Raw genomic sequence first — 20,752 nt, 5'->3', positions numbered from 1 at the left:
CGGGCTGGCCGGACATCTGCCGGGCCGCCATGGCGAGGAGCGTGTCCTCCTGCCGGGGCCGCCGAGTACTTCTGCAGGACCGTCTACACCGAGCTCGACCCGCATGGCCAGGGGTGGACCCGCACATCGACTGCGCCACAGCGCGTTGACCCTCCTGCCCACTGCCCGCTGTCGCCGACGGCGGTCTCTACTGCGTGAACAGGGTGATGACGCGGTGGATCAGGCCGTCCTTGACGGTGAGGATGTCGATTCCGCGGACGGCGGGCGCCCCCTCAGGGCCGAACGCCCACGCGAGGGCGCCGGTGTCCGCGCTGAGGTAACGCGGGCTGTCGGCGTACTCATTGGTGTGCAGAGGTGCGTACGAGTAACCGGGCTCTGTCGCTGATCTTGGGACGGGTTGAGGATCATGTTCGGAGCAGGATTCGCTTCCGCAGGAGATCGAAGTCGGCTCGCCCATAGCCCTGCCGCTTGATCAGCTTCACTCGCGTGTTCTGTCCTTCGGCCTGTCCGGAGTTCCAGGGAAGTGACAGGCCGGCGATGATGGCGTCGAGGTCGTAGCGCAGGCCGTGGGCGAACCGGCGCAGGTGGGGCAGGTCCTCTTCAGGAACTGCGTCGATCCAGGCGGGCAGACGGTCACCACGGAGGTCGCGCATCATGGTGGCGAAGCCGCGGACGTGGCTTGCTACCTGCCGTTGGAGACGGCAAGACCTTTGCCGCGAAGCCCTCCGATCACCGGCGGAGGCCCCGGCTCCTCGTGCCCGGAGAGCCCCGGCGACGACCGCCGCACTCTTGACGATCACCTCACCCATCTCTAACCTCGCAAAAACGGTAATGATTATCAATGTACGACGAGGGGTGTGGAAGTGGCAGACCAATACGAGCGATCAGCGGAGTTCGTGGACGTGATGATCGCGCCGCACTGGGCGGCCCTGGCACCGTCGCTGTCGCAGGTGCTGCGCGACGTCACCGGTCCGATCGTCGATGTGGGCGCCGGCGGAGGGCAGGGCACCCGAGTGATCGCGGAGGCGGTGCCCGAGGCCGAGATCGTGGCCGTCGAGCCGTCGGCGGCGCTGCGGTCCGTCCTGCTGGCGCGGGTGAACGAGAGTGCGGAGCTGCGTGACCGGGTGACCGTGTTGCCGGAGGGTTTCCTCGAGGCGGCGCTGCCTCAGAAGCTGGGCGCCGTCGTCGCCATGAACGTCATCGGCCACTTCGACCCGGTCGGACGACAACGGATCTGGAGTCTGCTCGCCGAGCGCCTCGTCCCCGGCGGCCGAGCGGTGCTGAACCTGCAGCCGCCCACCGAGCCGATGACGGTGCCGGAGTCCCGGTTCGCCGACGTGCGGGTCGGGCGGCGCAGGTACGAGGGATGGGGCCGCGCCGGGCCCGCAGGCCCCGACCGGATCACCTGGCACATCACACCTACCACGATGATCAGCTCGTCGATGAGCTGGAGGTGGCCTATGCCTGGTGGGTGCTCGACGAGCGGCAGCTCAAGGCGGAGCTCGGCGGGCACGCCCTCGCACCGACCCCCACCGGTCCGGCCGGACTCGGCATGTATCTCATCGACAGAGCAGGTGCGTGAGATACGAGGTGATCGTGACCGGGCGAATGCTCTCCTCAAGCAGTTTGAACACGGTTACCGTTCGCATGGGGTTGGTTCGGCCTTTGATGGGAGCTCAAGTGCGAAGACGAGCCGCGATCATGCTGGTGGCGCTCTTGGGAGTGGTCCTGTCGGGATGCGGCGGTCAGGAGCCCGCCGCGCAGGATGGGAAGCAGCTCACCTTGGCGGCCCCGCGTGACCTGGTCGCCGGACCCGAGGATCCGTACTACACGCACCAGACGTTGCGGGTGTGGGAGCCCTTGGTGACCGTGGACGACAGGTTACGGCCTGTCCCGGCGCTGGCCGTCTCCTGGGCCGCCGCGGACGGGGGTCGGCGGTGGACGTTCACGCTGCGCGACGGCGTGCAGTTCAGCGACGGGACGCCGCTGACCGCCGAGTCGGTGGTCGCGAACGTCAAGCGGTTCCTGCGGATCGCGCCCCGCCAGTCGGCGTTCTTCAGCCTCGACGCCGGCATGGAGGTGGCGTACGGCAAGCTCGGCGACGTCCGCGCCGAAAACGGCAAGGTGGCGTTCGTGCTGAACGAGCCCGTGGCCGACTTGCCGGGCAGGCTGGCGGGCTTCTACAGCATGGTGCAGTCGCCGAAGGCGTTCGCCTCCTCGGGGGACTTCGCCGGCAAGCCGGTGGGCACGGGGCCGTACACGCTGGTCGACTGGACCAAGGGACAGCAGGCCGTGCTGGCCGCGAACCCGCACTATTACGGCGCCGCCCCCGTCTACAAGAAGATCGTGGTCAGGGTGATCCCGGACGCCAACGCCCGGGTCGCGGCGTTGCGCGCCGGTGAGGTGGACGGGCTGATCGACAAGGGCGCGCTGCTGCCGGGGCAGGTCGCCGCGGTGGCCGGTGACAGCGGCTTCCGGGTCGTCCGCAGCCCCTCGGTGCTGACGCATTACCTGACGTTCAACGCTTCGCGCGCGCCGTTCTCCGACGCCCGCCTGCGCCAGGCGGCCGACCTGGCGATCGACCGTCAGGCCATCGCCGGCAGACTGCTCGCGGGCACGGCCAAGGCGGGGGCGGGGTTCCTGTCACCGGTCTTCGGCGACCTCGCCGACCCCGGCATCACCGCAGGCCACGACCCCGGCAAGGCCCGCGAGCTGATCGCCGCCGCGGGGCCGCCTACCAAGCCCGTGAACATCCTCATCTCCTCTGCCGAGACCGGCCAGTTCCCCTACGCCGACATCGCCGAGGTGCTGCGCGCGGCCTTCGAGCAGGCGGGCCTGCCCGCGAAGGTGACCGTGGCCGAGGCCACCAAGTCCGTGATGGAGGCCGGGGACTACGACCTCTTCCTCAGCGCCTACAGCGTGCCCAACGGCGACGCCGACTACCTGTTCCGCCGGTTCCTGCGCTCGGACGCGTCCTGGAACGTCGACCGGAAGCTCGGCTACCGGAACACCGAGTTCGACAAACTTGTCGACCAGGCCGCGGCGCAGACGAACCCGAACGTCCGTCGCGACCTGTACCACCGGATCCAGCGTCTGCTCGCCACCGACCGCCCGATGATCCCGCTGGCCTACCAGGACAATCCCATCGTGACCATCGGCAAGGTCAACGGGGTGACGCAGAACGCGGCGTATGTGGTCGACCTGGGCAAGCTGGCACCCCTGAAGTGACCGCCGTCCTGCTGCGACGTGCGTCGGAGCTCCTGCTCACGTTGCTGGTCGTGTCGGTGCTGGTCTTCCTGCTGACCTCGCTGGCGCCGGGGGACCCGGCGGAGGAGATCCTGCGCCGCGGTGGCATCCAGCCCTCGGCGCGCAGCGTCGCGGTCCTGCGCGCCGAACTCGGCCTGGACCAGCCGCTGTTCACCCAGTACCTGCGGTGGCTGCTCGCCGTGCTCCGCGGCGACTTCGGACACTCCTACACCGACCGCTCCCCCGTCGCCGCCGAGATCCTCTCGCGCGTCCCGGCGACACTCCGGCTGGCGGGAGCGGCGGCGCTGGTCTCGGTCACGCTCGCCGCGCTCGTCTCGATCAGGGCCGCGTTCAGGCCGCGCGCGCCCGGCAGTCGCGCCGTCGCGCTCGTGACGGTGGCGATGACCGGCGTTCCGCCCTATATCGTGGGGATCCTGCTGATCAGCATTGTGGCGGTCGGCCTGCGCGCACTGCCCACAGGCGGCGACGGCAGCCCCGGCGCGGTGGTGCTGCCCGCTCTCACCCTCGGCCTGGCCGGCGCCGCGACGCTGCTGCGGCTGCTGCGGGCCGACCTCGCCCAGTCCTTGCGGCTACCGTTCATCAAGCTCGCGACCGCCAAGGGACTGCGGCCCCGGCGCGCGGTCATGGTGCACGCCCTGCGCGTGGCCGCGCCGAACGCCATCACGGCAACCGGCATGGTGCTCGCGGACTTGCTGGCCGGTGCGGTGGTGGTGGAGACGCTGTTCTCCTGGCCGGGCGTGGGGCAGCTCGCGGTGTCGGCGATCAGGCAGCGCGACCTGCCCATCGTGCAGGCGTACGTGCTGGTCACGGCGGTCACGACCGTCCTGGTCCTGGCCCTGGTCGAGCTCTGCCTGGCGGCCGTCGACCCGCGGGTGCGCCGCCGGTGAGGGGCTGCGCCGGCGTCGCGGTGTTCGCCTCGGTCGTGCTGTTCTGCCTGCTCACGCCGGTGGTGTCGGTGTACGATCCGCACGTCCCCGACCTGGAGCGCGCCCTGCTGCCGCCCGGCGCGGAACACTGGCTCGGCACCGACCAGCTCGGCCGTGACCTCCTCACCAGGACGGCCGCGGCCGGCCGTACATCCCTGCTGTTCGCGCTGGCCGTCACGGCGGCGACCACGGCTCTCGGTACGATGTTCGGCGCCGCGGCTGGGCTTGCCGGTGGACTGCCCGACCGGCTGCTGCGCTTCGCCGCCACCGTGGCGCTCGCGTTGCCGGGTCTCACACTGGCGCTCGCGCTGGCGGGTGTGCTGCGGCCCGGGTACGCGACCGTCCTGGCCGCCCTCGTGCCGCTCGGGTGGGTGAACTGCGGCCTCGTCGCCCGTACGGCCACCCGGCGCGTGGCCTCCGCCGACTATGTGCTGGCCGTGCGGGCCATCGGCGCGTCACCGCTCTACCTGCTCCGGCGCACCATTGCCCCTCATATCGCCGGACCTGTTCTGACGGTCGCCACCGCGGACTTCGCCAGGACGCTGATCGCGGTCACGTCCCTGAGCTTCCTCGGCATCGGGCTGCCGCCACCCGACACCGACTGGGGCGGCATGGTGAGCGAAGCCACGCCGCTGCTGGTCGCCGCACCTCGCCTCGCGGTCGTGCCCGCCCTTGCCCTCGCCGTCACCGGTCTGGCGGTCGCGCTCATAGTGGACGCCCGCCGAAAGTTGTCCCACGCCTGAAGCGTGACCCGCGACTTCGCGGCGGCGGCACCATCGCGCTGATCGGGCCGGTCGTTGTATGGCGTCCCCTGGTCTTCGCCAGCGTCGATCCCGAGGTGGCCGCCGCGCGCGGTGTGCCGCTGGTCGTACCCCAGCCGCGGCCGCCATGCGTGTCACCGCCTCACCCCGTTCGGTGCCGCTGCTCAGCGTCGCCTTCACCCTCCATCTGTCCTGCCGCGCCATCGGCGCCCTGTGCATGCGCGACAGGTCGGCGGCACCGGCGACGGCGTGAAGAGCATCGGGGGCGTCGTGTTTCGATCACGAGAAGTGCCGGATTGTCGGCCTGATTCTGGCAAGTCGGTACGTTCTCGGCTGGATCATCGCTGATTACACTCCCGTTCGGACCGATCCACCCTTACCAGGGCGGCGGTCCAGCTCGTCACCCACCGGGGAGGGTCAGTGATCTCTCCGGCGTACCGGAAATCGGGGTGACACGACGCCTCCCGGGCGGGCCCACGCAGCCCCTCGACGAGGAGGTTCTTCGTGTTATCCCGTTCCCGCTCATCCCGTGTACGACGGCTGGTGTCGGTGGCCGTCGGGCTCAGCGTCGTGATCGTCATGAGCCCGGTCGCGGCGCAGGCCACGCCGACGCCGCCGCCAGGGAAGTGGCGCGCCACTCCCCTGACCGGCCCCGAGCTGGTCGAGGGCGCCAAATCCCCCACCGGCAAGCTCGCCAAGAGCGACCAGGCGCTGCTGCGGGCCACCTCGCCCGCGCCGGTCAACGTCGTGGTCAAGCTGGACTACGACTCGCTCGCCGCCTACCGGGGCGGGCTGCCCGGGCTGGCGGCCACCAGCCCCGCGACCACCGGCAGGGCCCTGGACACCAGGAGCACCGAGGCCAGGAGGTACGGCGAGCACATCCAGGAGGTCGAGAACGCCTTCCTGGGCGAGCTGGCCAAGAAGGTCCCCGGCGCGGTGGTCGGCCAGCGGATCAGGACCGTATACGGGGGCATCGCGCTCAGGATCCCCGGCGACAAGGCGGCCGAGGTGCTGAAGCTGCCCGGCGCGGTCGCCGTGCAGGAGGACAAACCGCAGCAACTGCTGACCGACTCCAGCCCCGCGTTCATCGGCGCCAACACCATCTACAACCAGCTCGGTGGCAGCGACTCCGCCGGCAAAGGCGTGATCGTGGGCGTGCTGGACAGCGGCGCCTGGCCCGAGCACCCGTCCTTCGCCGCCAAGCCCGGCCTGCCCGCCCCCGGGCCGACCAAGGATGGCACGCCACGGGTGTGCAACTTCGGCGACAACCCGCTCACCCCGGCCAGCGACCCGTTCACCTGCAACAACAAGCTGATCGGCGGCGGGCCGTTCCTGGAGACGTACAACGCGGTCTTCGGCGGCGAGGTCTACCCCGACAGCGCCCGCGACTCCAACGGGCACGGCACCCACACCGCCACCACCTCCGCGGGCGGCGCGGTGGCCGACGCCAACCCCATGGGCATCAGCCGTGGCCCGATCCACGGCATCGCGCCCGCCGCCGAGGTCTCGGTCTACAAGGTGTGCGGCGCGGAGGGCTGCTTCCCCTCCGACTCGGCGCAGGCCGTCGCGCGGGCCATCCTGGACGGCGTACGCGTCATCAACTTCTCGATCTCGGGCGGCTCGGACCCGTACAGCGACCCGGTCGAGCTGGCCTTCCTGGACGCGTACGCGGCGGGTGTGCTGGTCTCGGCGTCCGCGGGCAACTCCGGGCCCGACGCCAACACCACCGACCACCGCAGTCCCTGGGTGACCACGGTGGCCGCCTCCACGCAGACCAGGACGTTCCAGTCCACGATCACGCTGTCCGGCGGCGGCGCCACGGCGACGATCAAGGGGGCCTCCGTCACCGCGGGTCTCGCCTCGCCGCTGCCCGTCGTGCTCGCGTCGGCGCCGCCGTACTCGCGCCCGCTGTGTGACGTCCCGGCGCCCGCCGGGATCTTCACCGGGAAGATCGTCGCCTGCGAGCGTGGCCCGAACCGGGTGCTGAAGAGCTTCAACGTCAGGCAGGGCGGCGCGGCCGGGATGATCCTCTACAACAGCTTCCCGTTCGACGTCTTCACCGACGCGCACTGGGTCCCGTCCGTGCACATCGAGAAGCCCGAGACCGACACGCTGATGGCCTTCCTGGCCGCCCACCCGGGCGCGACCGCGTCGTTCACCCAGAGCGCCAAGGCCGGCTGGCAGGGCGACGTGATGACGTACTTCTCCTCGCGCGGTCCCGGCGGGGACTTCCTCAAGCCGGACGTCACCGCGCCCGGCCTGCACATCCTGGCGGGCATGACCCCGACACCCGAATCGCCGCTGGAGGGGCCGCCGGGCAACCTCTACCAGGTCATCCAGGGCACCTCGATGTCGGCGCCGCAGGTGACGGGCGCGGCCGCGCTGGTGTTCGCGCTGCATCCGACCTGGACGGCGGGACAGGTGAAGTCGGCGCTGGAGACCACGGCCAAGACCGCGGTCACCAAGCCGGACCGCACCACGCCGGCGGACCCGTTCGACATGGGCGGCGGGCGCATCGACCTGACCAAGGCCGGTGACCCCGGGCTGACCCTGGACGAGAGCGCGGCCAACTTCGTCGCCTCGGCCGCCGACCCGCTCGACCGGATCGACCTCAACCTGCCCTCCGTGAATGCGCCGACCATGCCGGGCATCATCACCGCCAAGCGAACGGTCACCAACACCACGGGCAAGTCGCTCACCTTCTCCGCCTCGGCCACGACCGTCAGCGGGGCGGACATCACCGTGCTGCCGCCGCTCTTCACAGTCGCGCCGGGCAAGAGCGCCAAGCTGAGCGTGGTCATCACCGCCCCGGAGTTGCCCGACGGGCAGTACTTCGGCCAGGTGAACCTCAAGCAGGTCGGCGGCCCGCGCGCGCTGCACCTGCCGGTCGCGTTCTTCCGCCGGGAAGGCGCGGTGCCGGTCGACCAGACCTGCGCGCCGTCCACCATCCCCAGGAACACCGGCGAGTCCACCTGCACGGTCACCGTGCAGAACAACACGCCCAAGGACGCGGAAGTCACCGCGCTCACCACGCTCGACGGCCGCCTGCGCCTCAACAGCGTCACGGCGGCCACCAAGATCGGCAGCCAGATCGCGACCACCAAGGCGACGCTGGCCGCCACGCAACCCGCCCGCCCGGCGATCGCGCCCGGCGCGGGACCGGCCGGCTACCTCCCGCTGGACGCCTTCGGCGTCACCCCGATCCCGATCGGTGACGAGCAGGCGCTGAACTTCACCGTGCCCGCCTTCACCTTCGCGGGCCAGACCTACACCAGGCTCGGGGTGACCTCCAACGGCTACAGCGTCGCGGGCGGCACCGCGGGCGGCGACGACATCACCTTCCAGCCGCAGACGCTGCCCGACCCGGCGCGCCCGAACAACGTGCTCGCCTCCTACTGGACCGACCTCGACGGCACCGGCGCCCCCGGCGTCTTCGCCACGGTCCTGACGGACGGGGTCAACCGCTGGCTGGTGGTGGAGTGGCGGGTCAACCTCTTCGGCACCACCGACCTCAAGGTGTTCCAGCAGTGGATCGGGGTCAACGGCGCCGAGGACATCAGCTACGCCTACGACCCGGCCAACCTGCCCGGCGCCCCTCCCGCCGCCGCGGGCCTGACCGTGGGCGCCGAGAACGCCGAAGGCACGGCGGGTGACCAGATCACCGGACCGCCCACCGAGGACCTGGTCGTCAAGAGCACACCGGCCGTTCCCGGCGGCACCCTGACGTACTCGATGAAGGTCAAGGGCGTCAGTACGGGGGCCGGCAAGGTGACGACGGCCACCTCGACACCGCAGGTGAGGGGGATAACGGTCGAAGTAGACAAGATCACCATCCAGTGACCCGTTAGCGGCCGCGGGCGGCCCGTCCGCCCGCGGCTGATCCACTCCAAATGTCAAGTGGAGACAAATCCGGAGAAAATCGCTACTTTCCCATGGCAGCCAATGATCACGGGGAGTATCCATGAACATTCGCGGAAAGGCCTCGACCGCCGTGGCGGCCGGTGCACTGCTCACCATCACCACCCTGGTCGCGGGCGGATTACCCGCGGCCGCCCAGGCCCGAGCGGCAAACGCGGCAACCGAGGTCCCGGTCACGCATGAGCAGAACCCACGGGTTCCCGAGGGCGCCGCATGGACGGAGGCGTACTTCCCGTCCTCGGACGGCAGTGGCGTCGAGCTGCACGCCGACGTGCTCCGCCCGGCGCACCTGCCGGCCGAGGTGAAGACGCCCGTGATCGTCTCGGTGGGCCCCTACTTCGCACACGCGGGGCAGACGGGCCCCGAAGGGTGGGACCGGGTCGGACCGTCGGCGCGCTTCCAGGACTTCATCAACGGCGCCGGCCTGATGTCGCGCGGCTACACCTTCGTGATGGTCGACCTGCGCGGCTTCGGCGGGAGCACCGGGTGCCTGGACTGGGTCGGCCCGGGCGAGCAGGCCGACGTCCGGGCCGCCGTCGAGTGGGCGGCCAGGCAGTCCTGGTCGACCGGCAAGGTCGGCATGTACGGCAAGTCGTACGACGCCGTCACCGGGCTGGTGGGCAACAACCTCAAGCTGGACAGCCTGAAGGCGGTCGTCGCCCAAGAGCCGGTCTGGGACATGTACAACTACCTGTTCAGCAACAAGGTCCCGCGCCCCAACGTCACAGGCACGCCGAACGCGTACAACTCGATCGCGACGATCCCCGCGATGGCCGACGACAGCGACCGGTACAAGGCGAACGCGGCGTACGAGGCGAGCCATCCGCAGTGCCTGAGCGACAACCTCACCAACAACAACAATCCGGACCCGCGTTCGGCGTACTGGAGCGCCCGCAACCTGGCCGCCCAGGCGGCCGGCACCAGGACGCCGTTGTTCGTGACGCAGGGGCTCATCGAGCCCAACACCAAGCCTGAGGACATGGAGGAGTACCTCGACAACCATCGGGGCCGGGAACGCGGCTGGGTCGGCCAGTGGGAGCACGTGCGCGGCAACGACACCGACGCCGACGGCCGGCTGCTGCAGGGTCGTGCCGGCTGGTTCGACGAGGTGATGCGCTTCTACGACCAGTACCTTCGCGGCATCGCCCCGTCGGTGAGCGACCCGGCGTACGCCGTCGAGGACAGCCTCGGCGAATGGCGTGCCCAGCCGACCTGGCCCGTGGCCACGACGTCGTACGACGCGCGACTCTCCGCCGGCCGGTACCTCGACGACGGCGGCGGCTCGGCGGCGGCCGCCCGGGCGGACGGCGGCCGCTGGGACATGGAGCACGCGCCGCGGATCGAGCCGCTGTCCGGCACCGAGAAGAGCGCGGCCAAGCAGGGCGACACCGCGGCCACCAGCTTCTGGACCTGGTCCACACCCGCGCCGCAGAAACTGCGGATGACCGCCACACCGCGGATCAGGCTCAACGCGAGCACGACCGGGAACGTGATGGTGCGCCTGTGGGACGTCGCCCCGGACGGCACGGCGACGATGTTCGACGAGAATGTCGCCCTGCTGGAGCGCAGGGGACCGATCTCGTTCGACCTGAAGTCGACCGACTGGACCTTCGAGCGGGGGCACCGCCTGGGGGTCCAGATCGGGACCATCGACTCCGGCCGCTGGTGGGACGTGCCCTCGGGCAACACGATCAAGGTCTCCGACGCACGGCTGACCCTGGACGTGCAGGCCCCGAGGTTCGACGTGCCGACACAGGGTGACCGCTCGCCGTACCTGGACCAGTACCTCGCGGCGAACACCACCACGCTCAGCAACATCGGTCCCGGCACCTTCCCACTGAGGGTCTGGCAAGGCTGACCGACCGGCTGACCGGTACCCGCAACAGCGGGTACCGGTCAAGCTCACTTCGATGTTCCGGAATGGTCAAGGTGTGTGGCGGATGCGATCCTTCTGCCTGGCCTGTGGCTCGTGCGTATCCGCGGTCGCGGGTCGCCATCCACGCTGCAGGGCCAGGAGCAGGGCTCCGGCGAGTACGGCGGTGCCTGCCGCCAGCATGACGTCGCGCATGCCGGTGCCGTACAACCGCTGCAAGGTCGTCGGATCCGCATCCGCGAGGCTCTGGGAGAGGATCGCTCCGAGCACGGCGATGCCCAGGGCGCTGCCTGCCTGGCGTGCGGTGTTCACAGTGGCGGAGGCGACGCCGGATCTTTGGCGTGGCACGAGTTGGAGGGCGGCGGCGACGGCGGGGGTGATGGCCAGGCCCTGGCCGATGCCGCAGAGCACGAAGAGCGCTCCCATCGCGAAAGGAGACCGGCCGATGTCGAATGTGGCGAGTCCCAGCAGGCTCGCGCCGACGAGGGCGTACCCGAGCAGCATGGGCAGGCGCGGGCCACGGGATGCGGTCAGCCGCCCGGCCAGGACGGAAGCGGGCATGATGGCGACTGTCATAGGCGCCAGGAGCAGCCCGGTGGCCAGTGCGCTGTGCCCCTGAGCCTGCTGGAGATAGAGCGACAGGAGGGTGAAGGCGCCGTTGGCGCCGAAGCCGAGCAGGACGGAGGCGGCGTTCACGCTCGCGAAGCGGCGGTCGGCGAGGAGGCGGACGGGCAGCATTGGCGTGGCCTGCCGCCACTCGACGATGACGAACGCCGTCCCTGCGGCCACGGCCAGCGCCAGCAGGATGATCGTGATCAGCGAGCCCCAGCCGTTGGCACGGGTCTCGATGATGGCGTAGATCAGGATCGCCAGGGTGGCGATGCCGAGCGCTTGGCCGGCCGGGTCGAGCGCGGCGTGGTCGGGGTCGGCGCTCTCGTCGATCGTCCGCCGACCGAGCAGGATGGCGGCGGCTCCGATGGGCAGGTTGACCAGGAAGATCGCGGGCCAGCCGAAGCCGTCCACGAGGAGGCCGCCGATGATCGGCCCGGCGAGGACGGCGGCGCTGGCGCACATGCCCCAGTAGCCGAGGAGGCGGGCTCGGCGCACCGGGTCCGGCTCGGCCTGCCCGATGATCGACAGGGCGCCCGGGACGAGGAGAGCTGCGGCCATCCCTTGCACGGCGCGGCCGGCGACCAGGTAGCCCAGCGTCGGCGCCAGGGCGCAGAGGAGGGAGCCGGCCAGGAAGAGCGCCATGCCGATGAGGAACCAGCGCTTCCTGCCGTACCGGTCTCCCAGCGAGCCGCCGGACAACATGCAGGCGGCCAGGCAGATGGAGAAGGCGTCGACGATCCACTGGCTCCCCGTGATGGTGGTGTGCAGGTCGGTCTGCATGGCGGGGAGCGCGACGGCGACGATGGTGAGGTCGAGCAGGGCGATGAAGGTGGCGGAGAACGCGGCGATCAGCGTTCCCCTGCGTCGCGGGGTGGTGGACAAGGTCATCCCCTCTGTGGTGCGAGATTCGAGTACGTGTGCCGCCGGGCCCAGAGCACGGCCACGGCGGTCCCGGCCAGGGAGAGCAGCACGGAGGCCGCGATGAGGAGCGGGTAGCCGGCGAGGCCCGCGAGCACCAGCTCGGCCGCGCCGAGCAGCATGCGCAGCACGCCCCGCACGGAGACCTGCACGGTGACGTCGGTGGCGGCCGCCCCGGCCATGGGGGCGAAGGTGTACTGGACGGGCGCGATGCGTTCCATCCCCCATCCGGCCGCCGGCAACATCGCCGACTGCACCGCGGTGGCCAGGTACAGCGCAGGGACCGAGAGCGGCATCACAAGCAGCGTCCACGCCGCCGATCTGCGCGACCGGAACACCCCGGTCAGCGACCGCCAGGGCGGGACCGCATCGCCGGCTGGCCATGGGCCGGGTTCGGTGAACCTGGCCAGCACGGCGAGCGGGACGCAGAACACCGCCGCCACGGCGGCCGGCGTCACCGCCCACCCGCCCACGTGTATAGCGGCAGGGCGCCGCCCGAGCCGACGAGGATGGACAGGCACGCGGCGGCGGTCTGGATGCCGTTGGCGGTGCCGCGCTCGTCCGGGGCGAGCAGGCGTGCCGGCAGGCCGTTGACGGCGGTGTCGTGAAACGCGGAGACCACCAGCACCGCGGCCATCACGGCCAGAACGGCGGGCAGGTCGGCCACCGGATCCAGCACGGCAAGGGCGAACAGCGCCGGCTGCGTGCCGATCAGCCAGCCGCAGTAGTCGCCGTACCGGTCCACGACCGGACCGATGCGGAACCGGCCGGCTTGCCGGAGCACAGTTGGGTCCCGCACTATCGCCTCCTAAATGACTGACAGTCAGTCGGACCATAACGGAAACGATTTTCATTGACAAGAGGATGGATGCGGAGATCCGCTAAGGTCGACAGCAGCCGGAAGGAGGCAGATGGCCAGGACCAAACCCAGCGAGCAGCGGCGCAGCGACCTGCTCGACGCCGCCGAGTCACTCGTCCTGGCCCACGGTGTCGACGCGCTCAAGATCGACGACGTGGTCGTCGGTGCGGGAGTCGCCAAAGGCACCTTCTACCTGCACTTCGCCAGCAAAGACGAGCTCCTGGCGGCGCTGCGCGACCGATACGTCGAGCGGTTCGTTGCGCGCCAGCGGCAAGCCTCAGAAGCGGAGAGCGGCACCCCCCGGGTGCACGCCTGGCTGCGGGCCGGAATCACCGAATACCTGTCCGACACCCGCCTGCACGACGTCCTGTTCCGGCACAACTCCCACGTCTCCCGGCCGGGCGAGCAACCTCGCCCCAACCTGGCGATCGACGCGTTGCGCAACCTCCTCGAAGAGACCGCGACACTTTCCGACCCCGGAGCGACCGCCATCGTGCTCTACCACGCCATGCACGGGACCGCCGATCACATCCTGCACGCCCCGGACGATCAACGGCGGCTGCTCGACGAGGTCACCCGCATCTGCCGCGCGCTGCTCGAAACCTGACCCGCCGGTCAGCAGAACGTCGTGGTCAGAGCCTTCTGCAGGGTGTCGGCCGGGGCGTTGCCCGTGTACGGGTTCGCGGAGATCACGAGCGTACGGCCCGAGTCGGATCTGAGGGCGTAGGTGAGGTAGCCGAAGGTGCCGCCGCTGTGCCCGTACACGCTCTTGCCGCAGGTCAGCTTGAACTCCTGGAGGCCGAGCCCGTACCCCATGCCCGCGCCTGCCGGCTTCGTGGCCCGCATCTGCTCGAGCGCGGATCGACTGACGAGCTTGCCTCCCAGGAGGGCATCGAAGAAGCGGGCCAGGTCGGCCGTCGTCGAGATCATCTCGCCTGCGCCGAACTCCAGCGACGGGTTCATCCGTGTGGCGTCCACGATCTTGCCGTTGTAGGTGGCGTAGCCGTGCGCGTGCGGGCGGGGTATCGCCTTCGCGTGGCCGGGCAGAAGCGTGTGCGTGAGGCCGAGCGGATGCAGGATCCTCGTCTTGATCGCGTCCGCGTACGAGCCTCCCGTCAGCTTCTCGATCAGCATGGCCGCCACGACATAGTTGGTGTTGGAGTAGTGCCAGCCTGCGCCGGGTTTGAAGTAGGGCGGCTTGGACAGGCCGACCGCCAGGAGCTCCTGCGGCGTCTGGTCGTACAGCGTCTCGACCGGCCGGTAGTCCCTGACCGACCAGCCTGGGATGCCCGCTCCCGCGTAGTCGAACAGGCCGCTGGTGTGGTTGAGCACCTGCCGCACCGTGATCGGACTGCTCTCGGGCGGGGCGGCGGGCAGATACTTGCCGACCGGGTCATCGAGGGACAGCTTGCCCTCGTCGGCGAGCTGGAGCACGACGGTGGCCACGAACGACTTGGTGACGCTGCCGATCCGGAAATAGCCGGAGGCGTCGGCAGGCTTGCGTGAGACCGCGTCGCTGTAGCCGGCCGCGGCCGTCCAGTCTCGACCGTCCCCGCTCACCCGTACGAGGACGGCGGACATGGTCTTCGACGTCACCAGGTCGTTCACTTGCCGCTCCAAGGAGTCGTGCGTCGGGCTGAGGCTGGTCAGGGCGAGCGTGACGGCCAGGGTCTTCATGAGAATCATGGAGGCAACGCTAGGAACGCCGGAAGCGCCGGACCATGCGGGCCACCGCACGATCAACTGCGGAAAACCGCAGCTCACCCGCTACCGTTGTGGCAAAGGGCCTGCCAGGCGATGCTGCCGCGCATCGACCTGCCCGAACTGCTGCTGGAGGTGCACTCCTGGACCGGGTTCCTGGACGCCTACGTGCATCCGGCCGACATCTCCACGCGCATGCACGACCTGCCGAGATCACTGGCGGCGCTGCTGATCAGCGAGGCCTGCAACGTCGGCCACACCCCGGTGATCAAGGACGGGGACGAGGCGCTCACGCGCGGCCGCCTGTGCCATGTCGACCAGAACTACGTGCGGACCGAGACGCACGCAGCCGCGAACGCGATCCTGATCGAGGCCCAGCGCGGCGTGCCGATCGTGGCACTGTGGGGCGGCGGGCTGCTCGCCTCGGTCGATGGGCTGCGGTTCGTCGTCCCGGTCCAGACGATCAACGCCGCTCCCTCGCCGAAGTATTTTGGGGACAAGCGCGGTCTGACGCTTCTCAACGCAGTCAATGATCAAGTAATGGGAATCGGGCAGATGGTCGTACCCGGCACGCCGCGCGACTCGCTGTACATCCTGGATACCCTGATCAACATCGATGCGGGCCCGCAGCCCGAGGTCGTCACGACGGACCAGGCGTCCGATTCGGACACGGTGTTCGGCATCTTCTCCATGCCCGGCTACCGGTTCGCGCCCCGCTTCGCCGACCTGGGCGACCAGCGGTTCTGGCGCTCTGAGGTGCCCGGCAGCAACACCCCGGGCGACTGCGGGCCGTTGGAGGCGATCGCCCGCAACAAGATCAACCGGCAGAAAATTCACATCCAGTGGTCGGACATGATCCGGGTCGCCGGGTCGCTGGTGACCAACCAGGTCCGCGCCTACGACCTGCTGCGCATGTTCGCCCGCAACGGGTGGCCCACCCCGCTCGGGCAGGCGTTCGCCGAGTACGGCCGCGTCGACAAGACCCTGCACCTGCTGTCCATCCTGGACCCGATCGACGACACCTACCGCCGCAAGCTGAACAAGCAGCTCACCGTCCAGGAGTCCCGGCACTGGCTGGCCCGCAAGATTGCCACGGCGCAGGCGGGCAGATTCGCAAGGCCTACCGTGAAGGGCAAGAAGATCAGCTGGCGGCTCTGGGGCTGGTCGTCAACGCGGTCGCGCTGTGGAACTCCAGATACCTGTCGGCCGCGGTCGACCAGTTGCGCGCCGAAGGCGTCCCGGCCAAGGATGAGGACGCCGCACGGCTGTCTCCGCTCGGCCACGCCCGCCTCAACGTCCTGGGCCGCTACTCCATCTCCTCCTCCGCGCCGGCTGATGGTCTTCGGCAGCTCGGCGAGATACCCGACGGCGGCGGCGTGGACGATGAGTAGGTGTAGACCTAGGCTTGCGGCCCGGGTCTTCTCCCGAAGCTTCCTCGAGCCCTGTGATCCGATGAGCGTCACCCATCGGATCCGGCGAATCCGAGGTCGAGGAGCGCGGGGACAACCCGCCGTCTCCGGGCCGAAGACCTGAACCAACGCCGTTGCTTGAGCATCGCCTTGACTTGCTCGAACAGCTCAAAACGGCTAATGGCTGTCCCGTCGCTTTTCGACCTCGGAATAGGGCGGACGGGTTCAGGCTGATGTGGGGTCTTCGGTGTTGGCGGGTGGGATGTTGTGATTGAGCCGGAAAGTGTTGTCAGGATCGTAGACGGCCTTGATTTCGGTGAGGCGCTGGTAGTCCTTGGGCTCGTACGCTGAGCGCACCTCCTTGGCGGCGTCCTCGCCATTCATGAAGTTCAGGAGACGGCCGCCGGTGCTCCACGGGACGAGCGCTTCGAGCATGCGTTTGTGTGCCGGCCGAATTTTGGTGATGTCGGCACGTTCCAGCCGGGAGACCACGTTGAACAGGTATCGCGCGTCCCGGTGACCCACGGCGTTGGCGGCGGCCGGTGGGAGGGCGAGTCGGCCGCCGAGGTGACGCAGTTCGAAGATGTGCGGCACCGGGGCGTGGGGTGGGGCCAGATCGAGGATGGTGCGTACCGCCGTGGTGTCGAGTTCGCCGAGCAGGGTGGTATTGGCCTCGATGTATCCAGGAAAGGGGGGATCGGCATAGATGGACCCGGCTTCCGTGTAGGGCAGTACGTCGAGGGTGTCGCTCATCGGGCCGAGTGCCCGCAACGGCTCGACCAGGTTCTCGGCGGCATCGAGTACATCCGCGGCGTAGGCGATGCGGACATGGACGGCTTGTCGGCCTCGCAATGCCGCTGGAAATGCAGGGATGTCCGGGTAGGACATCTGCATGATCGATGAGCTCATCTCATCGGGCACGGTGGCCGTCCAGCGTAGGTAGGTGTCGAACACCTCGGCGGCCAGTTCGCCGGGGAACTGCAGTGATCCGCCATAGAGGGTGGTGATCGGCACGAGGCCGATCTCGATGCCGGTGACCACACCGAAGTTGTCCCGACCGCCACGTAGTCCCCAGAACAGGTCTGGGTAGGACTTCTCGGTGACATGCCGCAGCTGGCCGTCCGCTGTGACGACGTCGATGCTGCGTACGTGATCGGCGGCGTAGCCGTAGCGCCGGGAGAGCAGGCTGAGTCCTCCGGCCAGGGTGTAGGGCACCACGGCGAGGCCCGGATAGGAGCCTGACAACGGTGCCAACCCGGCAGGCGCGGCCTCGTGAATCACTTCGTCCCATCGGGTTCCGGCTGCCACCCAGGCCGTGTTCGCCTCGAGAGGTTCACCCGGACACCCGTCATCCGGGTGGTGTTGATCAACACTCCGCCCTCACCGGCGATGCCGGCTGACGCATGTCCGGTGCCCTGCACGGCCACCGGGAGCGCGTGGCTTCTTGCGAATTCCACTGCGGCCCGCACGTCCGCGGTTCCGGTCGCGCCGACCACGAGGTCGGGCCGATGCTGGCGAGCGAGCTGGTACCCGGCTCGTTCGGTGTCGTAGCCCTCGTCTTCGGGTGTGAGCACCGGGCCTCTCACCCGTTTGGTCAAGGCCTTGACCTTGGCTGGGTCGATGCCGGCGGGCTGGAAGCGTTGTGGATGCGAACTGCTCATGATCATTCCTCGGGTCTGTCGGTATTGGCACTCGATCGGACACGGCGGCCGTAGATAGTAAGGTGACCGTACTATCTGTCGGTACGGTATTGTCAAGTCGCCTGACGAATCACGGCGGAAGGGGGACGTCCGGGATGACGACGCGCGCCGGAAGGCAGGGCGACCAAGGTGTGAGCGAGATCCCGCTTCCCACCTTGTTCACGCAGGCCAAGGACGTCACGCTCGCGGAGCTGCACCGGCAACTCGACAAGGAGGGATTCGAGGGGATTCGTTACAGCCACGGCGCCGTTTTCCGGTTCATCGACGATGAGGGCTCGCGGCTGACCATGCTGGCTGAACGCTCAGGGCTCTCCAAGCAGGCGCTCGGTGAGGTGGTTACCGAGCTCGAGCGGCACGGTTACGTCGAGCGGACGACCGATCCAGACGACCATCGTGCCAAGATCATCCGACTGACCGAACGGGGAATGAAGGCACAGATAGCCGCCGCTCGAATCCTCGGGGATATTGAGCGGCGGTGGGCACAGCGCCTCGGCCAGGATCGAATCGCCGGCATGCGCATAGTGCTGGAAGAGGTCGTCCGCTTCGAAAGAAGCTAGGCGTCGGGCCCTCTCGTTGTCGATCTGCGACCACCCAGTACGACGGCACGTACCAGAGTGTCGATCTTTGTGCTGGGCCTCGGTGAAGGCTGAGGCTTGGTGCGGCTGAGATGAACCGATGTTCCGCAAGGGGATCCCCCACCGGAACACCAGCCGCCGGGCAACCGCCCGAGGTCAGGGTGTTCCGTACAGATGTTCCGCGAACTGTTCCGGTGAAGGCCCCCTATCCGGAACACTGGCGCGCGTGAACGGAAGCCGCGTCGGCTACGCCCGCTGCTCCACCGACGAACAAGACGTGATCGTCCAGACCGAGCAGCTGCTCGCGCTCGGCATGCCGGAGGAGCGGATCTACATTGACCGCGGGTTCTCCGGCACCACGCGCCGTAATCGAGCCGGCCTCGACCAGGCTCTCGCCGCCGGGTGGACCGGCACCGTCTTCACGGTGACTAAATTCGACCGGTTCGCCCGCAACATGGCTGAGGCCAATGAGATCCTCACTGGCCTGTCAGAGCGGCGTCCTGTTCGGCCTGGGCGCCAACATCTACGACTGGAACGACCCGTTCGGGCGGCTGTTCCTGCAAACCCTCGCCATCGTCGCCGAGTTCGAGGCCAATTTGGGGCACCTGCGCACTCGCGAAGGCATGGCGCTGGCGAAGAAGAACGGCAAGCTTCAGTGCCAACGGCTGTTCCTGGGTTCCTCAACCCCGGTCTTCGAAGATCACGGAGAAACGACCTATCGATTGTTCGGCCCGAACCACCGTCATCATCTTGTCTGTCAGTCCTGCGGCACGGTGATCGAGGGGCCTCCAGTGCCCGAACTACGCCGGTGGCTACGACGCCTGGACACCGAGCACGGCTTTCAGGCCGAACGTCACCACTTTGAGGTCTACGGCACCTGCGGCACCTGCCGTCTCGCCGGAGAGCCTGGCAAGATCGCGCCACCCACCCAATGAGACGACGACATGCACTGGCCACCGGGCACGTCGTCGTGCCCGGTGGCCCGTATGGCCTCAGTCGATCGTGATCAGTCCCCGCTGGTAGGCGCGGACGAGGCGGCGGGGGACGCGCAGCTCCCGCCCGTTCACGATGATCGGGACGAGGTCGGGAACGGCGGCCTTCCACTGGCTACGGCGGTGCCGGGTGTTACTGCGCGAGGTTCTGCGCTTGGGCACGGCCATGGCTACCAACTCGCCTTCGTGATGCCGGGCAGTTCGCCGCGGTGGGCCATCTCGCGGAAGCGGACGCGGGAGAGCCCGAACTTGGTGAGGTGCCCACGGGGACGGCCGTCGACGGAGTCGCGGTTGCGGACGCGGGTGGCGCTGGCGTCGCGCGGCTGTCGGGTCAGCTCCCGTGCGGCCTGCGCCCGCTCCTGCGGAGTGCCGGTACGGATGAGTACCTTCAGCTCCGCCCGGCGTGCGGCGTAGCGCTGGACCACAGCCTTGCGTCGCTCGTTGGCGGCGATCTTGCTCTTCTTGGCCATCAGACCTTCTCTCCCCGGGCCCGGATCTGCGCGATCGCCCTGTCGATGCCGATCCGGTCGATGGTCTTGATCGCCCGGGCGCTGAGCGTGAGCCGGACATAGCGGCCCTCGCCGGGCAGCCAGTAGCGGCGCTGCTGAATGTTGGGGTCCCAGCGCCGCCGGGTGCGGCGGTGGGAGTGGGAAACGTTGTTGCCGAACACCGGCTTGACGCCGGTGAGCTGGCAGTGCGCGGACATCAGGTCCTTCCGTAGCGCTGGTTGAACCGCTCGACGCGGCCTGCGGCGTCCAGGACGCGGTTGCGGCCGGTGTAGAAGGGGTGGCTCGCTGAGGACATGTCCACGACCGGATAAGTGTTGCCGTCGGTCCGCTCGATCGTCTTGTCGCTCCTGATCGTGGAGCGCGTGCGGAACGCGAAGTCCGCGCCGGGATCACGGAAGACAACCGGGCTATAGCCGGGGTGGGTGCCCTTCTTCATCGCTCCTCCCGGAACAGCACGTGCCGGCGGATGGTCGGGTCGTACTTGCGCAGGGTGAGCCGGTCCGGGGTGTTCCTGCGGCTTTTCCTGGTCACGTAGGTGTATCCGGTGCCTGCCGTGGATCGCAGCTTGATCACGGGTCGCACCTCATTTCTGGCCAAAGCGGTTCCTTTCCACTGGCGAAGCCATGCAATGATAACGAAAACGGTTTTCACTTCAACTCCTGGAGGCTCAGTGTCCACCCCCGTCGTCCTCGTCGCGGGCCTGCACGCCACGGCCCGCCCCGCCACCCAGGC

Annotated in this window: 22 protein-coding genes and 2 pseudogenes; 12 read left to right on the top strand and 12 right to left on the bottom strand. The window is 69.0% G+C overall.

Annotated elements, in window-relative coordinates; genetic code table 11:
* Positions 1-404: 404 nt before the first annotated feature.
* Positions 405-656, bottom strand: coding sequence for a transposase (locus tag ACWEPL_RS40390; protein WP_452439293.1), 252 nt, complete (start codon positions 654-656; stop codon positions 405-407).
* Between the two features lie 201 nt (positions 657-857).
* On the opposite strand from ACWEPL_RS40390, the gene ACWEPL_RS40385 reads away from it, so the two are divergent.
* The 7 genes from ACWEPL_RS40385 (at position 858) to ACWEPL_RS40355 (ending at position 10,730) form a co-directional block, all read left to right on the top strand.
* Complete coding sequence (locus tag ACWEPL_RS40385) at positions 858-1,799, top strand: class I SAM-dependent methyltransferase (RefSeq protein WP_452439292.1); 942 nt, start codon at positions 858-860, stop codon at positions 1,797-1,799.
* On the top strand, positions 1,681-3,228 hold the full coding sequence (locus tag ACWEPL_RS40380) for an ABC transporter substrate-binding protein (RefSeq protein ID WP_452439291.1): 1,548 nt from the start codon (positions 1,681-1,683) through the stop codon (positions 3,226-3,228). Before ACWEPL_RS40385 ends, ACWEPL_RS40380 begins: the two co-directional genes overlap by 119 nt.
* On the top strand, positions 3,225-4,154 hold the full coding sequence (locus ACWEPL_RS40375; protein WP_452439290.1) for an ABC transporter permease: 930 nt from the start codon (positions 3,225-3,227) through the stop codon (positions 4,152-4,154). Before ACWEPL_RS40380 ends, ACWEPL_RS40375 begins: the two co-directional genes overlap by 4 nt.
* Entirely contained in the window at positions 4,151-4,936 is a 786-nt protein-coding gene (locus ACWEPL_RS40370; protein ID WP_452439289.1) for an ABC transporter permease, read from the top strand. The genes ACWEPL_RS40375 and ACWEPL_RS40370 overlap by 4 nt, the downstream gene beginning before the upstream one ends.
* Positions 4,937-5,081: 145 nt before the next feature.
* Positions 5,082-5,207 carry a hypothetical protein gene (locus ACWEPL_RS40365; protein WP_363973216.1) on the top strand — a complete coding sequence of 42 codons (126 nt, stop codon included), beginning with the start codon at positions 5,082-5,084 and terminating at the stop codon, positions 5,205-5,207.
* Positions 5,208-5,458: 251 nt separating this feature from the next.
* The gene (locus tag ACWEPL_RS40360) at positions 5,459-8,794 is read left to right on the top strand and encodes a S8 family serine peptidase (RefSeq protein WP_452439288.1); all 3,336 of its coding nucleotides are present in this window, start codon (positions 5,459-5,461) and stop codon (positions 8,792-8,794) included.
* A gap of 121 nt (positions 8,795-8,915) precedes the next feature.
* Positions 8,916-10,730: a CocE/NonD family hydrolase gene (locus ACWEPL_RS40355; protein WP_452439287.1), complete on the top strand. Its 1,815-nt coding sequence runs from the start codon at positions 8,916-8,918 to the stop codon at positions 10,728-10,730.
* A gap of 66 nt (positions 10,731-10,796) precedes the next feature.
* Here the strand turns inward: ACWEPL_RS40355 and ACWEPL_RS40350 are convergent, their stop codons facing one another.
* Genes ACWEPL_RS40350 through ACWEPL_RS40340 form a run of 3 tightly spaced genes read right to left on the bottom strand, consistent with a single transcriptional unit; the run spans position 10,797 to position 13,074 of the window.
* Positions 10,797-12,245, bottom strand: coding sequence for an MFS transporter (locus ACWEPL_RS40350; protein ID WP_452439286.1), 1,449 nt, complete (start codon positions 12,243-12,245; stop codon positions 10,797-10,799).
* On the bottom strand, positions 12,242-12,733 hold the full coding sequence (locus ACWEPL_RS40345) for a hypothetical protein (protein WP_452439285.1): 492 nt from the start codon (positions 12,731-12,733) through the stop codon (positions 12,242-12,244). Before ACWEPL_RS40345 ends, ACWEPL_RS40350 begins: the two co-directional genes overlap by 4 nt.
* Positions 12,730-13,074 (bottom strand): hypothetical protein, encoded by a 345-nt coding sequence (locus ACWEPL_RS40340; RefSeq protein ID WP_452439284.1) that lies wholly within the window; start codon positions 13,072-13,074, stop codon positions 12,730-12,732. Before ACWEPL_RS40340 ends, ACWEPL_RS40345 begins: the two co-directional genes overlap by 4 nt.
* A gap of 112 nt (positions 13,075-13,186) precedes the next feature.
* On the opposite strand from ACWEPL_RS40340, the gene ACWEPL_RS40335 reads away from it, so the two are divergent.
* Positions 13,187-13,741 (top strand): TetR/AcrR family transcriptional regulator, encoded by a 555-nt coding sequence (locus ACWEPL_RS40335; protein ID WP_452439283.1) that lies wholly within the window; start codon positions 13,187-13,189, stop codon positions 13,739-13,741.
* An 8-nt stretch (positions 13,742-13,749) separates the two neighbouring features.
* On the opposite strand, the gene ACWEPL_RS40330 is transcribed toward ACWEPL_RS40335, so the two are convergent.
* The gene (locus ACWEPL_RS40330) at positions 13,750-14,820 is read right to left on the bottom strand and encodes a serine hydrolase domain-containing protein (protein ID WP_452439282.1); all 1,071 of its coding nucleotides are present in this window, start codon (positions 14,818-14,820) and stop codon (positions 13,750-13,752) included.
* Positions 14,821-14,931: 111 nt separating this feature from the next.
* On the opposite strand from ACWEPL_RS40330, the pseudogene ACWEPL_RS40325 reads away from it, so the two are divergent.
* Positions 14,932-16,226: pseudogene (locus ACWEPL_RS40325) on the top strand (transposase).
* A 243-nt stretch (positions 16,227-16,469) separates the two neighbouring features.
* Here the strand turns inward: ACWEPL_RS40325 and ACWEPL_RS40320 are convergent.
* Positions 16,470-17,552 (bottom strand): FAD-binding oxidoreductase, encoded by a 1,083-nt coding sequence (locus ACWEPL_RS40320; RefSeq protein WP_452439281.1) that lies wholly within the window; start codon positions 17,550-17,552, stop codon positions 16,470-16,472.
* Positions 17,522-17,905 carry an FAD-binding oxidoreductase gene (locus tag ACWEPL_RS40315; RefSeq protein ID WP_452439280.1) on the bottom strand — a complete coding sequence of 128 codons (384 nt, stop codon included), beginning with the start codon at positions 17,903-17,905 and terminating at the stop codon, positions 17,522-17,524. The genes ACWEPL_RS40320 and ACWEPL_RS40315 overlap by 31 nt, the downstream gene beginning before the upstream one ends.
* Before the next feature lie 134 nt (positions 17,906-18,039).
* Here ACWEPL_RS40315 and ACWEPL_RS40310 point away from each other — a divergent pair, with 134 nt between their 5' ends.
* The 3 genes and pseudogenes from ACWEPL_RS40310 to ACWEPL_RS40300 all read left to right on the top strand — a co-directional run bounded on the left by ACWEPL_RS40310 (position 18,040) and on the right by ACWEPL_RS40300 (position 19,454).
* Positions 18,040-18,501: a MarR family winged helix-turn-helix transcriptional regulator gene (locus ACWEPL_RS40310; RefSeq protein WP_452439279.1), complete on the top strand. Its 462-nt coding sequence runs from the start codon at positions 18,040-18,042 to the stop codon at positions 18,499-18,501.
* 118 nt (positions 18,502-18,619) lie between these two features.
* Positions 18,620-18,955, top strand: a pseudogene (locus ACWEPL_RS40305) (recombinase family protein); the annotation flags it as partial.
* Between the two features lie 31 nt (positions 18,956-18,986).
* A complete protein-coding gene (locus tag ACWEPL_RS40300; protein ID WP_452439278.1) occupies positions 18,987-19,454 on the top strand; it encodes a recombinase family protein in 468 nt (155 codons plus the stop codon).
* 57 nt (positions 19,455-19,511) lie between these two features.
* Here the strand turns inward: ACWEPL_RS40300 and rpmF are convergent, their stop codons facing one another.
* Genes rpmF through rpmG form a run of 5 tightly spaced genes read right to left on the bottom strand, consistent with a single transcriptional unit; the run spans position 19,512 to position 20,617 of the window.
* Entirely contained in the window at positions 19,512-19,679 is a 168-nt protein-coding gene (gene rpmF, locus ACWEPL_RS40295; protein WP_185074868.1) for a 50S ribosomal protein L32, read from the bottom strand.
* Positions 19,680-19,681: 2 nt separating this feature from the next.
* Positions 19,682-19,981 carry a 30S ribosomal protein S14 gene (gene rpsN, locus ACWEPL_RS40290; RefSeq protein WP_452439277.1) on the bottom strand — a complete coding sequence of 100 codons (300 nt, stop codon included), beginning with the start codon at positions 19,979-19,981 and terminating at the stop codon, positions 19,682-19,684.
* Entirely contained in the window at positions 19,981-20,217 is a 237-nt protein-coding gene (rpmB, locus tag ACWEPL_RS40285) for a 50S ribosomal protein L28 (RefSeq protein ID WP_363973182.1), read from the bottom strand. The genes rpsN and rpmB overlap by 1 nt, the downstream gene beginning before the upstream one ends.
* Positions 20,217-20,456: a type B 50S ribosomal protein L31 gene (locus ACWEPL_RS40280; protein ID WP_452439276.1), complete on the bottom strand. Its 240-nt coding sequence runs from the start codon at positions 20,454-20,456 to the stop codon at positions 20,217-20,219. Before ACWEPL_RS40280 ends, rpmB begins: the two co-directional genes overlap by 1 nt.
* Positions 20,453-20,617, bottom strand: coding sequence for a 50S ribosomal protein L33 (gene rpmG / locus ACWEPL_RS40275; RefSeq protein ID WP_364382251.1), 165 nt, complete (start codon positions 20,615-20,617; stop codon positions 20,453-20,455). The genes ACWEPL_RS40280 and rpmG overlap by 4 nt, the downstream gene beginning before the upstream one ends.
* Positions 20,618-20,752 lie beyond the last annotated feature (135 nt).

The organism is Nonomuraea sp. NPDC004186 (genome assembly GCF_053603495.1).
The sequence above is the reverse complement of the archived record's forward strand: the minus strand, read 5'-3'. Positions and strand labels throughout refer to the sequence as shown.

What these genes read in the sequence shown, in the direction of transcription:
- ACWEPL_RS40335 (WP_452439283.1), top strand. Translation starts at nt 13,187, where the DNA reads ATGGCCAGGACCAAACCCAGCGAGCAGCGGCGCAGCGACCTGCTCGAC.
- rpmB (WP_363973182.1), bottom strand. Translation starts at nt 20,217, where the DNA reads ATGTCCGCGCACTGCCAGCTCACCGGCGTCAAGCCGGTGTTCGGCAAC.
- ACWEPL_RS40355 (WP_452439287.1), top strand. Translation starts at nt 8,916, where the DNA reads ATGAACATTCGCGGAAAGGCCTCGACCGCCGTGGCGGCCGGTGCACTG.
- ACWEPL_RS40350 (WP_452439286.1), bottom strand. Translation starts at nt 12,245, where the DNA reads ATGACCTTGTCCACCACCCCGCGACGCAGGGGAACGCTGATCGCCGCG.
- rpmF (WP_185074868.1), bottom strand. Translation starts at nt 19,679, where the DNA reads ATGGCCGTGCCCAAGCGCAGAACCTCGCGCAGTAACACCCGGCACCGC.
- ACWEPL_RS40300 (WP_452439278.1), top strand. Translation starts at nt 18,987, where the DNA reads ATGAGATCCTCACTGGCCTGTCAGAGCGGCGTCCTGTTCGGCCTGGGC.
- ACWEPL_RS40315 (WP_452439280.1), bottom strand. Translation starts at nt 17,905, where the DNA reads ATGAGCAGTTCGCATCCACAACGCTTCCAGCCCGCCGGCATCGACCCA.
- ACWEPL_RS40330 (WP_452439282.1), bottom strand. Translation starts at nt 14,820, where the DNA reads ATGATTCTCATGAAGACCCTGGCCGTCACGCTCGCCCTGACCAGCCTC.
- ACWEPL_RS40365 (WP_363973216.1), top strand. Translation starts at nt 5,082, where the DNA reads ATGCGTGTCACCGCCTCACCCCGTTCGGTGCCGCTGCTCAGCGTCGCC.
- ACWEPL_RS40310 (WP_452439279.1), top strand. Translation starts at nt 18,040, where the DNA reads ATGACGACGCGCGCCGGAAGGCAGGGCGACCAAGGTGTGAGCGAGATC.
- ACWEPL_RS40390 (WP_452439293.1), bottom strand. Translation starts at nt 656, where the DNA reads ATGATGCGCGACCTCCGTGGTGACCGTCTGCCCGCCTGGATCGACGCA.
- rpsN (WP_452439277.1), bottom strand. Translation starts at nt 19,981, where the DNA reads ATGGCCAAGAAGAGCAAGATCGCCGCCAACGAGCGACGCAAGGCTGTG.
- ACWEPL_RS40280 (WP_452439276.1), bottom strand. Translation starts at nt 20,456, where the DNA reads ATGAAGAAGGGCACCCACCCCGGCTATAGCCCGGTTGTCTTCCGTGAT.